Source organism: Halomonas sp. JB37, from assembly GCF_002332255.1.
Taxonomy (GTDB): Bacteria; Pseudomonadota; Gammaproteobacteria; order Pseudomonadales; family Halomonadaceae; genus Vreelandella; species Vreelandella casei.
In genome coordinates, this window is record NZ_NRGW01000001.1 from 1,154,096 (window position 1) to 1,167,342 (window position 13,247).

Annotated in this window: 5 protein-coding genes and 3 rRNA genes; 7 read left to right on the forward strand and 1 reads right to left on the reverse strand. The window is 53.3% G+C overall.

From position 1 onward, the window contains the following. The first annotated feature begins 89 nt into the window (after positions 1-89). From clpB to rrf, 7 genes are all read left to right on the forward strand, one after another. Complete coding sequence (clpB, locus tag CIK78_RS05475; RefSeq protein WP_096277989.1) at positions 90-2,684, forward strand: ATP-dependent chaperone ClpB; 2,595 nt, start codon at positions 90-92, stop codon at positions 2,682-2,684. Between the two features lie 478 nt (positions 2,685-3,162). Continuing rightward, on the forward strand, positions 3,163-4,887 hold the full coding sequence (locus CIK78_RS05480; RefSeq protein ID WP_096277991.1) for an acetolactate synthase 3 large subunit: 1,725 nt from the start codon (positions 3,163-3,165) through the stop codon (positions 4,885-4,887). Continuing rightward, positions 4,887-5,378: an acetolactate synthase small subunit gene (gene ilvN, locus CIK78_RS05485; protein WP_096277993.1), complete on the forward strand. Its 492-nt coding sequence runs from the start codon at positions 4,887-4,889 to the stop codon at positions 5,376-5,378. Before CIK78_RS05480 ends, ilvN begins: the two co-directional genes overlap by 1 nt. A gap of 181 nt (positions 5,379-5,559) precedes the next feature. Continuing rightward, positions 5,560-6,483 (forward strand): CDP-diacylglycerol--serine O-phosphatidyltransferase, encoded by a 924-nt coding sequence (pssA, locus tag CIK78_RS05490; RefSeq protein ID WP_096277995.1) that lies wholly within the window; start codon positions 5,560-5,562, stop codon positions 6,481-6,483. Positions 6,484-6,991: 508 nt separating this feature from the next. Next, positions 6,992-8,524, forward strand: a 16S ribosomal RNA gene (locus CIK78_RS05495). A gap of 245 nt (positions 8,525-8,769) precedes the next feature. Further along, positions 8,770-11,667 (forward strand): 23S ribosomal RNA (locus CIK78_RS05500). A gap of 112 nt (positions 11,668-11,779) precedes the next feature. Continuing rightward, positions 11,780-11,895: ribosomal RNA gene (gene rrf / locus CIK78_RS05505) — 5S ribosomal RNA — on the forward strand. Together the 16S, 23S and 5S rRNA genes form the textbook arrangement of a ribosomal RNA operon. A 130-nt stretch (positions 11,896-12,025) precedes the next feature. On the opposite strand, the gene hisC is transcribed toward rrf, so the two are convergent. After that, positions 12,026-13,087: a histidinol-phosphate transaminase gene (hisC, locus tag CIK78_RS05510; protein ID WP_096277997.1), complete on the reverse strand. Its 1,062-nt coding sequence runs from the start codon at positions 13,085-13,087 to the stop codon at positions 12,026-12,028. Positions 13,088-13,247 lie beyond the last annotated feature (160 nt).

Consider the following 13,247-nt stretch of genomic DNA (forward strand, 5'->3'; position numbering starts at 1 on the left):
TGTCAAGCTAAAAATTATTAGCACGTCTAACGACACGTTAACGGGTTACGCGGTGCGTCCAAACGCACGGCTACCCCAGGAGGAATTCCATGCGTTTTGATAAATTTACCGCCAAGCTCCAAAGCTCGATTGCCCAAGCGCAATCGCTTGCCGTTGGCCGCGGCCATAGTCAGCTAGACCCTGCGCATTTGCTGCTTGCCCTGCTCGACACTAAAGACACCGGTATTAAAGCGCTGATTGAGAAAGCCGAAGGCAATAGCGCGCGTCTGCGCGATGGTTTAGTGCAGCAGCTGGATAATTTGCCGAAGATAGGGCAGTTTGACGGCGAAGTGCAGCCATCGCGCGATTTCATCAAGCTCTTCAACCTAACGGATCGCGAAGCGCAAAAGCGCGGCGACCAGTTTATTGCCAGCGAGCTTGTCCTGCTTGCGGCGCTAGAAATGAATTCACCCCTCACTAAGCTACTCAAAGAAATCGGGATTAATCGTAAAACCCTTGAAGCGGCGATCAACAGCCTACGTGGCGGTGCTACGGTCGATGATCCGAACGCGGAAGATCAGCGTGAGGCGCTCAATAAGTACACGATGGATCTCACTCAGCGGGCGCTGGACGGCAAGCTCGACCCTGTCATTGGTCGTGACGATGAAATTCGCCGCACTATCCAAGTATTGCAGCGGCGCACTAAAAACAATCCTGTGCTCATCGGCGAGCCGGGCGTGGGCAAAACCGCCATTGTCGAAGGGTTGGCGCAGCGTATCGTCAACGGTGAAGTGCCTGAAGGCTTAAAAGATAAGCGCGTGCTGTCGCTGGATATGGGCTCACTGTTAGCCGGCGCCAAATTCCGCGGAGAATTCGAAGAGCGCCTGAAGTCCGTGCTGAAAGAGCTCTCTCAGGAAGAAGGGCGGGTCATTCTGTTTATCGATGAGCTGCACACCATGGTCGGCGCTGGCAAAGCGGAAGGCGCGATGGATGCGGGCAATATGCTTAAGCCCGCACTGGCGCGTGGCGAGCTGCACTGCGTCGGCGCGACCACGCTTGATGAGTACCGTAAGTACATTGAAAAAGATGCCGCATTGGAGCGTCGCTTCCAGAAAGTCTTGGTTGATGAGCCTTCGGAAGAAGATACCGTGGCGATTTTGCGTGGCCTAAAGGAACGCTACGAAGTTCACCACGGCGTGGATATTACCGACTCTGCGATCATTGCCGCGGCTAAACTATCGACACGCTATATCACCGACCGTCAGTTGCCCGATAAAGCTATCGACTTGATCGACGAGGCCGCCTCGCGTATCCGCATGGAGCTGGATTCCAAGCCAGAAGCAATGGATCGTCTTGACCGGCGCCTGATCCAGCTCAAAATGGAGCGTGAGGCGCTGAAGAAAGAGACCGATGACGCGTCTAAAAAGCGCCTCGAAGCCCTCAATAATCAGATTCATGAGTTAGAGCGCGAGTACGCTGACCTGGATGAAATCTGGAAGGCGGAAAAGGCTAGTATTCAAGGTGCCGCCCAGTTCAAGGCTGAGCTGGAGCAAGTGCGCCTTGACCTTGAACAGGCGCGCCGCCAGGGCGACCTTGGCCGTATGTCTGAAATTCAGTACGGCAAAATTCCTGATCTTGAGAAAAAAATTGCTGAAAGCAGTGAGGGCGAAGCCGATACCTCAAGCCATCAGCTGTTGCGCTCTAATGTCACCGAAGAAGAAATTGCGGAAGTCGTATCGCGCTGGACGGGTATTCCTGTCTCGAAAATGCTCGAAGGTGAGCGCGATAAGCTGCTACGCATGGAAGACGCGCTGCATGAGCGTGTCATTGGCCAGGACGAAGCCGTAGAGGCCGTGGCTAATGCCGTGCGTCGCTCTAGGGCCGGGCTTTCGGACCCCAATCGACCCAACGGTTCGTTTTTATTCCTCGGCCCCACCGGGGTGGGTAAAACCGAACTGTGCAAGTCCCTGGCGAACTTCTTGTTCGATACCGAAGAGGCGATGGTGCGTATCGATATGTCGGAGTTTATGGAGAAGCACTCCGTGGCTCGTTTAATCGGTGCGCCTCCGGGCTATGTGGGCTATGAAGAAGGCGGCTACTTAACCGAAGCCGTGCGTCGTAAGCCTTATTCTGTGCTGCTGCTAGATGAGGTGGAAAAAGCGCATCCCGATGTTTTTAATATTTTGCTGCAGGTGTTGGAAGATGGCCGTTTAACCGATGGCCAGGGTCGTACGGTGGACTTTCGCAATACCGTGATTGTCATGACGTCCAATATGGGGTCGGACATTATTCAGCGTATGGGCGGTGATAATAGCGCTGATCAAGAGAGTGGCTATGAGTTGATGAAGAACATGGTGATGGAGGTGGTGGGTAATCACTTCCGGCCTGAGTTGATCAATCGTATCGACGAAGTGGTCGTATTTCATGCGCTGGGTCAAGAGCAGATTCAGGCCATTGCCGGTATTCAGCTGGAGCGTTTGAAGCTGCGCCTTGCCGAACATGAGTTGAAGCTTGAGATCAGTGACGATGCCATGGCTCAGCTAGCGGTGGTGGGTTTTGACCCCGTGTATGGCGCGCGGCCGCTTAAGCGAGCAATTCAGCGGCGTATTGAAAATCCGCTGGCGCAGGATCTGCTGGCCGGGAAGTTTGCGCCGGGCGATACCATTCATATCACGGCGGAAGACGGCAAGCTGGTGTTTGTCTAACGTTAAATGCCGCTACTTGCGCGCAATTGAGTAAGCAAAAAGCCCCTTCAGCATTGCTGGCGGGGCTTTTTTAATGGCTTGGGGCGATGTTTGTTGCGTTTGACCTGATCGGAGGTTGACACGCTGAGGGTGCTAATGGAATCTTATCGGTTCCTGATTTGCGGGCGCGGACTTAACGGGCAACCCCTCATCCCCGCGCGATGGGTAGGCAAAAGCCTTTACCCGCCGAAGGACTTCCGGGTTCGAGCTAACCGCTCGGCCTGGCCAACGCCCCAACGCGGCAAACCGCCGTGCAAGAGAAACGCTGATTTATGTTGCCATTCAGCAGCGTTTCCGATGAGAGTGCAGGCCCTAACCGGGCCACATGCCAGGGTTTGGCATCAGGTGCCGGCATTGGCCGGCAGCGGCATACCGCCGCACTCGACACCGTGCCCATGTGGGTACGGCTCGCACTCGAGACCTCCAGGGGAGAAATACAGTGGAACTGCTTTCCGGCGCAGATATGATCGCCCGCTTCTTGCAAGATGAGGGCATCGAACACATTTATGGTTACCCCGGCGGTGCAGCGCTGCATATTTATGATGCGCTATTCCGTCAGGACAAGGTGAAGCACATTTTAGTGCGTCATGAACAAGCGGCCACTCACGCCGCCGATGGCTACGCTCGTGCCTCGGGTAAGCCCGGCTGCGTGCTGGTCACGTCAGGCCCTGGGGCGACCAATGCCGTGACTGGCATTGCCACCGCCTATATGGACTCAATCCCTATGGTGGTGCTGTGTGGCCAGGTTGCCAGCCACCTGATTGGTGAAGATGCTTTTCAGGAAACGGATATTGTCGGGGTAACGCGCCCGATCGTGAAGCATAGCTTCTCGATTCGCCATCCTTCTGAAATCCCGGAAGTGCTTAAAAAAGCATTTTATTTAGCCGCCACGGGCCGTCCTGGCCCTGTTGTGGTTGATATCCCCAAAGATATGACCGCACCGACCGAGCGCTATGAGTATATCTACCCTAAAAAGGTCAAGATGCGCTCGTACAACCCCGTCACGCGTGGCCATACTGGGCAGATCAAAAAAGCCGTGGAGCTAATGCTCAAGGCCAAGCGCCCGGTGTTTTATACCGGCGGTGGTGTTGTAACCGGCAAAGCCAGCGAAGGCTTGACTGATCTGGTTAAGCAGCTGGGTTATCCGATTACTACGACGCTGATGGGTATCGGTTCGTACCCCCAGAGTGATAAGCAGTGTTTGGGCTGGCTGGGTATGCACGGTTCGTATGAGTCCAATATGGCCATGCACCATGCCGACCTGATCATTGCCATCGGCGCGCGTTTTGATGATCGTGTGACCAACAGCACATCAAAGTTCTGCCCGACAGCCAAAATTATTCACGTTGACGTTGATCCAAGCTCTATCTCTAAAACGGTGCGTGCCGATGTGCCCATCGTTGGGCCTGCGCTTAGTGTTATCAATGAGATGATTAGCCTGGTGCAAGGGCAGAAAATTGCTCACCCAGAGGCGCTTACCGAGTGGTGGCAAAAAATTGATGGCTGGCGTGCCGATCGTGTTGGCAAGCTTTATGAGCCTTCAAAGCCCGGCGAGGCGCTTAAGCCCCAGGAAGTCGTTGAGGCCCTCTGCCGCGTTACGCGGGGCGAGGCTTATGTGACGACGGACGTTGGTCAGCACCAGATGTTTGCAGCCCAGTATTACAAGTTTGATAAACCTAACCGGCTGATTACCTCGGGCGGATTAGGCACTATGGGCTTTGGTTTTCCTGCCGCCATGGGGATCAAGCAGAATTTTCCGGAAAGCGATGTCGTCTGCGTGACGGGTGAGGGCAGTTTTCAGATGATGATGCAGGAGCTCTCAACCTGTAAGCAGTATGGTGTGGGCGTTAAGATCGTCAATCTGAATAATGCGTCGCTTGGCATGGTGCGCCAGTGGCAGGATTTGAACTACAAATCTCGCCACGCACACTCCTATATGGAGTCGCTCCCCGATTTTCATATGCTGATTGAAGCGTATGGGTTTACGGCGATTACGGTGACCACGATTGCAGAGCTCGAGCCCGCGCTAGAGCGTGCATTTGCTGACAAACATGAGCTAGTGTTCCTTGACGTGAAGGTCGACCCTTTTGAGCACGTCTATCCGATGCAGGTGCCGTTAGGCGCTATGCGCGACATGCTGCTGTCTAAAACGGAGCGTACCTGATGCGTCATATCATCTCGATTCTGATGGAGAACGAGCCGGGTGCGCTGTCACGTGTGGTCGGGTTGTTCTCCCAGCGTAATTTCAACATTGAAACGCTTAACGTGGCGCCAACGGAAGATCCCTCACTTTCGCGCTTAACGGTTACGACCATAGGCGATGACCGGGTGGTTGAGCAGATCACTAAGCATCTTAATAAGCTGATTGATGTGGTGAAATTGGTGGACCTTACTGAAGGCAACCACATTGAGCGTGAGCTGATGCTGGTGAAAGTGAAAGCGCTGGGAGCAGCACGCGATGAGGTAAAGCGTACAGTGGATATTTTCCGCGCGCAGATCGTCGACGTTACGCCCAGTCTGTATACCGTGCAGATTACGGGCGATGCGGGCAAGCTTGATGCGTTCCTGCAGGCAATGGCGCCCGTGGGTATTCTCGAAGTTGCGCGTACCGGCGTTTCGGGCATCGCCCGCGGTGACAAGGTTTTGTCGCTCTAAGGGTCAATAGTGCGATAAGCAAGCAAAGAACGCCGCTGCCATGATTTACATGGGGCGGCGTTTTTTTATGGGCGGCTTTTGCGCTTCTGTTTGCCTGTGCCTAGCTGCAATTGGCTGGCTGAGTGCCATTCACCGTGTAGAATGAATGCCAACACTGTTCCCGTGACTTCACTTTTAATGGATGAAACCTATGACACAGGACGCTCGCGATCAACAGCACCCAGGCTCAAGTGAGCCAGCCGCAGGACTAGGCAAGGAGAGTTCAGAACTGGATCAATCCGGCCCGGCACAGCCTGGCGCTGACGAACATTCAGAAGTCGGCGGTAATGAAGATCTGGCCGCCGCATTTCTACGTGAAACAGAGGTGGTTGAAGAGGCGGTAGAAGACGGCAAGAAGATTCGCCGTAAAGGTATCTATTTACTACCCAACCTATTTACCACTTCGGCACTGTTTGCTGGTTTCTTTGCCGTGGTTGCTGGTATTAATGGAGAGTTTGCCTCGGCCGCCGTGGCGATTTTTATTGCGATGGTGCTAGATGGTTTGGATGGCCGTGTTGCACGAATGACTAATACGCAGAGCGAGTTTGGGGCTGAGTACGATAGCCTGGCAGATATGATTTCGTTCGGCATGGCGCCTGCATTGGTCGCCTTTACTTGGATTCTGCAAGACATTGGTAAAACTGGCTGGGTAGTCGCTTTCCTTTATGTTGCCTGCGCTGCGCTGCGCCTTGCGCGCTTTAATGTCCAAATTGGCAGTGTCGATAAAAAATGGTTTATCGGCTTGCCAAGCCCGTCCGCCGCAGCGTTAGTCGCCGCGAGTGTTTGGACCTTCCATAGCTTTGACGCCGATGCGTTTGGTTTCAAGCTGCTGATGCTGGTCGTTGTAGCCGCCGCCGGCGTGTTAATGGTAAGCAATATTCGCTATTACAGCTTTAAAGAGTTTGATGTACGTAAGCCGGTGCCTTTTGTGGTGCTGTTAGCCATCGTACTAGCCTTTGTGCTGATCTCGGTCGAGCCGTCAGTAATGCTGCTATTGCTGTTTGGTACCTACGTAGCTTCAGGGCCTGTTTTAGCCGTTATGCGCAAAGCAAAATCCAAGAGCTAAACCGGTCAGTCAGTTTTTATACTTATTTTCACAATAGCCCTTGCCAACCCGGCAGCGAGTCCGTAAAGTACGCATCCGCTGCCGGGGACGCCTAGCGTTACCAGCGGTGGATGAAGGTGAAAACCTTCGGTTTGTCAGCAGGTTAGCGTTTTCAGGTCATCGAAAAATGTTTCCCGAATCGGCCCCAGAAATTGCCGATTGACAAACACTCGGAAGTGCGTAGAATACGCCTTCCTCGCTGAGGCCAAACAGTTCAACGGTTGGCCCGCTATCACAACACGATAGCCACAGCGAAACGCTCTTTAACAATTTGATCAGGTAATTCATGTGGGCGCTTGCTGATGTTGGTGACAAATCACCAAATATCAAGGCAAGCGACTCAAGCAATAAGGTTTTAAAGGCATTGCCTTTTTAATCTGTTTTGAATGAATTCGTTTGAACCTTGAGCCAAGTTTGATTCGCTTTTGTGTTTTCCTCGGAAGACACGAGTAAGGATCACAATGATTGTAAACTGAAGAGTTTGATCATGGCTCAGATTGAACGCTGGCGGCAGGCCTAACACATGCAAGTCGAGCGGTAACAGATCTAGCTTGCTAGATGCTGACGAGCGGCGGACGGGTGAGTAATGCATAGGAATCTGCCCGATAGTGGGGGATAACCTGGGGAAACCCAGGCTAATACCGCATACGTCCTACGGGAGAAAGGGGGCTTCGGCTCCCGCTATTGGATGAGCCTATGTCGGATTAGCTAGTTGGTGAGGTAATGGCTCACCAAGGCAACGATCCGTAGCTGGTCTGAGAGGATGATCAGCCACATCGGGACTGAGACACGGCCCGAACTCCTACGGGAGGCAGCAGTGGGGAATATTGGACAATGGGGGCAACCCTGATCCAGCCATGCCGCGTGTGTGAAGAAGGCCTTAGGGTTGTAAAGCACTTTCAGCGAGGAAGAACGCCTAGTGGTTAATACCCATTAGGAAAGACATCACTCGCAGAAGAAGCACCGGCTAACTCCGTGCCAGCAGCCGCGGTAATACGGAGGGTGCAAGCGTTAATCGGAATTACTGGGCGTAAAGCGCGCGTAGGTGGCTTTATAAGCCGGTTGTGAAAGCCCCGGGCTCAACCTGGGAACGGCATCCGGAACTGTGAGGCTAGAGTACAGGAGAGGAAGGTAGAATTCCCGGTGTAGCGGTGAAATGCGTAGAGATCGGGAGGAATACCAGTGGCGAAGGCGGCCTTCTGGACTGATACTGACACTGAGGTGCGAAAGCGTGGGTAGCAAACAGGATTAGATACCCTGGTAGTCCACGCCGTAAACGATGTCGACCAGCCGTTGGGTGCCTAGAGCACTTTGTGGCGAAGTTAACGCGATAAGTCGACCGCCTGGGGAGTACGGCCGCAAGGTTAAAACTCAAATGAATTGACGGGGGCCCGCACAAGCGGTGGAGCATGTGGTTTAATTCGATGCAACGCGAAGAACCTTACCTACCCTTGACATCTATAGAAGATTGCAGAGATGCGATTGTGCCTTCGGGAACTATAAGACAGGTGCTGCATGGCTGTCGTCAGCTCGTGTTGTGAAATGTTGGGTTAAGTCCCGTAACGAGCGCAACCCTTGTCCTTATTTGCCAGCGAGTAATGTCGGGAACTCTAAGGAGACTGCCGGTGACAAACCGGAGGAAGGTGGGGACGACGTCAAGTCATCATGGCCCTTACGGGTAGGGCTACACACGTGCTACAATGGCCGGTACAAAGGGCTGCGAGCTCGCGAGAGTCAGCGAATCCCTTAAAGCCGGTCTCAGTCCGGATCGGAGTCTGCAACTCGACTCCGTGAAGTCGGAATCGCTAGTAATCGTGAATCAGAATGTCACGGTGAATACGTTCCCGGGCCTTGTACACACCGCCCGTCACACCATGGGAGTGGACTGCACCAGAAGTGGTTAGCCTAACGCAAGAGGGCGATCACCACGGTGTGGTTCATGACTGGGGTGAAGTCGTAACAAGGTAGCCGTAGGGGAACCTGCGGCTGGATCACCTCCTTAAACGATGCGTCACAGTTAGTAAGCGTCCACAATGAATTACCTGATCAAAATGCTGTTGATGAGCAGTGATAAGCCAGCCGCCTCCGGCGTTGTCTTATCACTGCTTATAGCAGTCGCTCTTTAACAATGTATATCATGCTGACAAGAACACACCGCAAGGTGGGTTCTTAAATTGTGATACGTTTTATACGTATCCGGCAAATGAACGTTATCATTGCGAGACACCAGACTCCTTCGGGTTATAGGGTCAAGCAATGAAGCGCACACGGTGGATGCCTAGGCAGTCAGAGGCGATGAAAGACGTGGTAGCCTGCGATAAGGTTCGGTGAGGTGGCAACAACCTGTGACCCGGACATCTCTGAATGGGGAAACCCACTGACCATAAGGTCAGTATCTTACACTGAATACATAGGTGTAAGAGGCGAACCAGGGGAACTGAAACATCTAAGTACCCTGAGGAAAAGAAATCAACCGAGATTCCCCTAGTAGCGGCGAGCGAACGGGGACCAGCCCTTAAGCATGTGACTGATTAGACGAACAGATTGGGAAGTCTGGCCGTAGCAGGTGATAGCCCTGTAGTCGAAAATCTGATCATGTGAAATCGAGTAGGTCGGGGCACGAGAAACCTTGACTGAAGACGGGGGGACCATCCTCCAAGGCTAAATACTCCTGACTGACCGATAGTGAACCAGTACCGTGAGGGAAAGGCGAAAAGAACCCCGGATAGGGGAGTGAAATAGATCCTGAAACCGTGTGCGTACAAGCAGTAGGAGCAGACTTGTTCTGTGACTGCGTACCTTTTGTATAATGGGTCAGCGACTTATATTCAGTGGCGAGGTTAACCGTATAGGGGAGCCGTAGGGAAACCGAGTCTTAACTGGGCGACACAGTCGCTGGATATAGACCCGAAACCGAGCGATCTATCCATGAGCAGGGTGAAGGTTGAGTAACATCAACTGGAGGCCCGAACCAGGATCTGTTGAAAAAGATTTGGATGACTTGTGGATCGGAGTGAAAGGCTAATCAAGCTCGGAGATAGCTGGTTCTCCTCGAAAGCTATTTAGGTAGCGCCTCACGTATTACCGCCGGGGGTAGAGCACTGTTTCGGCTAGGGGGTCATCCCGACTTACCAACCCGAGGCAAACTCCGAATACCGGTGAGTACAGCGTGGGAGACACACGGCGGGTGCTAACGTCCGTCGTGAAAAGGGAAACAACCCAGACCGTCAGCTAAGGTCCCGAAATCCTGGTTAAGTGGGAAACGATGTGGGAAGGCTTAGACAGCTAGGAGGTTGGCTTAGAAGCAGCCATCCTTTAAAGAAAGCGTAATAGCTCACTAGTCGAGTCGGCCTGCGCGGAAGATGTAACGGGGCTAAACCAGGTACCGAAGCTACGGGTGCGTCATTATTTCGATAATGATGCGCGGTAGAGGAGCGTCGTGTAAGCCAATGAAGGTGGATTGAGAAGTCTGCTGGAGGTATCACGAGTGCGAATGCTGACATGAGTAACGATAAAGGGAGTGAAAAACTCCCTCGCCGGAAGACCAAGGTTTTCTGTTCGATGCTAATCAGAGCAGAGTGAGTCGGCCCCTAAGGCGAGGCCGAAAGGCGTAGTCGATGGAAAACGGGCTAATATTCCCGTACCGGACATGGTTGCGATGGGGGGACGAAGAAGGCTAGGTGAGCCAGGCGTTGGTTGTCCTGGTGAAAGTGAGTAGGCCGAGATCTTAGGAAAATCCGGGATCTTAAAGCCGAGACACGAGATGAACTGACTACGGTCAGGAAGTCACTGATGCCACGCTTCCAGGAAAAGCCTCTAAGCTTCAGATCATGTGCGACCGTACCCCAAACCGACACAGGTGGTCAGGGAGAGAATCCCAAGGCGCTTGAGAGAACTCGGGTGAAGGAACTAGGCAAAATGGTGCCGTAACTTCGGGAGAAGGCACGCCGGCGTAGGGTGAAGAGACTTGCTCTCCTAGCCCGAACCGGTCGAAGATACCAGGTGGCTGCAACTGTTTATTAAAAACACAGCACTCTGCTAACTCGTAAGAGGACGTATAGGGTGTGACGCCTGCCCGGTGCCGGAAGGTTAAATGATGGTGTTAGCCGCAAGGCGAAGCTCTTGATTGAAGCCCCGGTAAACGGCGGCCGTAACTATAACGGTCCTAAGGTAGCGAAATTCCTTGTCGGGTAAGTTCCGACCTGCACGAATGGCGTAATGATGGCCACGCTGTCTCCACCCGAGACTCAGTGAAATTGAAATCGCCGTGAAGATGCGGTGTACCCGCGGCTAGACGGAAAGACCCCGTGAACCTTTACTATAGCTTCACACTGGACGCTGATGTTGCCTGTGTAGGATAGCTGGGAGGCTTTGAACTTTGGACGCCAGTTCGAAGGGAGCCAACCTTGAAATACCAGCCTGGCATCATTGGCGTTCTCACTCAGGTCCGTTATCCGGATCGAGGACAGTGTGTGGTGGGTAGTTTGACTGGGGCGGTCTCCTCCTAAAGAGTAACGGAGGAGCACGAAGGTACCCTCAGCACGGTCGGACATCGTGCATTGAGTGCAAGAGCATAAGGGTGCTTGACTGCGAGACAGACACGTCGAGCAGGTGCGAAAGCAGGTTCTAGTGATCCGGTGGTTCTGTATGGAAGGGCCATCGCTCAACGGATAAAAGGTACTCCGGGGATAACAGGCTGATACCGCCCAAGAGTTCACATCGACGGCGGTGTTTGGCACCTCGATGTCGGCTCATCACATCCTGGGGCTGAAGTCGGTCCCAAGGGTATGGCTGTTCGCCATTTAAAGTGGTACGCGAGCTGGGTTTAGAACGTCGTGAGACAGTTCGGTCCCTATCTGCCGTGGGCGTTGGATGTTTGAGAAGGGCTGCTCCTAGTACGAGAGGACCGGAGTGGACGACCCTCTGGTGTTCCGGTTGTCACGCCAGTGGCATTGCCGGGTAGCTATGGTCGGACGGGATAACCGCTGAAAGCATCTAAGCGGGAAGCCCCCTTCAAGATGAGACATCCCTGAGGCCTAGAGCCTCCTGAAGGGCCCAGCGAGACCAGCTGGTTGATAGGCACGGTGTGGAAGCGCTGCAAGGCGTTGAGCTAACGTGTACTAATGGCCCGTGAGGCTTGACCCTATAACACCCAAGGGGTTTGGTCGCAGTGATAACGTTAAGATGTTAACGCATCAAAAAGCCGGATACGCGCAAGAAAAAACGATCACATCAGCATGATATACAGCCAGTTACGCCTGACGACCATAGCACGCGTGAACCACCTGATCCCTTGCCGAACTCAGAAGTGAAACCGCTTAGCGCCGATGGTAGTGTGGGGTCTCCCCATGCGAGAGTAGGTCATCGTCAGGCACTTATACGAAAAATCCCCCAGGGCACATGCCCCGGGGGATTTTTTTTGCGTCTTTTTTAGTTTGCGAGAAAAACAGTCGATAAAAAAGGCGGCTTGCGCCGCCCAGGTAAAGGTTTACAAATTAAAGCGTTACGCGCAGATCGTCTGGAACGCCTCAATCAAACTATCCATTTCATCATCGGTGCCGATGCTAATCCGTAAGAAGTTGTTGAGTTCGGGGGTATTAAAGTGACGCACCAAAATGCCGCGCTCGCGTAGGCCTGCGTACAGCTGAGCACCTGCAAAGCTAGGATGCTGGGCAAGCACAAAGTTAGCTTTCGATGGCAACACTTCAAATCCTAGTGCTTCAAGGCGCTGGCGAGTACGCTCTCGCGTGGTGATGACATATTCGCGACATGCCTCGAAGTGCTCGGTGTCTTTTAGGGCAGCGATGCCGACAACGCTGGCTAAACTGTCTACGGGGAACGAGTTGAAGGAGTCTTTTACTCGCTCGAGGCCGTCGATCAACTCCTCTGAGCCCACCGCATAGCCTAAACGTAAGCCCGCCAAGCTGCGAGATTTAGAAAATGTCCCTGTGACTAGCAAGTTAGGATAGCGATTAACCAGCGTCACAGCGCTCTCAGCGCCGAAATCGACGTACGCTTCATCAATGAGTACCACTCGGTCTGTCACGCGCTTAAGCAGTGCCTCAATCGTCTCTAGAGAGTGCGCATGGCCAGTCGGCGCATTAGGGTTGGCGAAAATAACGCCGCCGCGCTCTGTGTTTGCCGCAAGCGCTTCTATATCGACTTCCCAGTTCGCCGTGAGCGGATGCTTGCGCAGCTCTATACGGTAAAGGTTGGCATACACAGGATAGAAGCTATACGTGATGGCCGGTACGTCAAGTGGTGCTTGATGGCAAAAGAAAGCCTGAAAGGCAAACGCGAGGACCTCATCAGAGCCATTGCCAACAAACACCTGGCTACTTGTTACCTGAAAATTCTCCGCCAGCGCTTCGCGAAGATCGGCAGAGGTTGGGTCAGGGTAGAGGCGGAGATGGTCGGTAGCGTAATGACGCAGTGCTTCACCAACGCCGGGTGCCGGCGGGTAAGGATTTTCATTGGTATTGAGCTTCACCAGCTGCTCGCGTGGTTGCTCGCCGGGCACGTAAGGCGTAAGTTCGCGAACGGCCGGACTCCAGTATTGGCTCATGACGGTGACCTGATTATCCTAGCGAAGGTATGACATGGTCGCCTGAAGACTAACGAAGCGCAAGCATTCGCATCGCTAGGGGTGTGCGTCGCACCTTGTAGCAGTTATGCTGTCACAAGTGCGCGTAAATAAATGTGATGTCCAACACGAGATTAAGGAG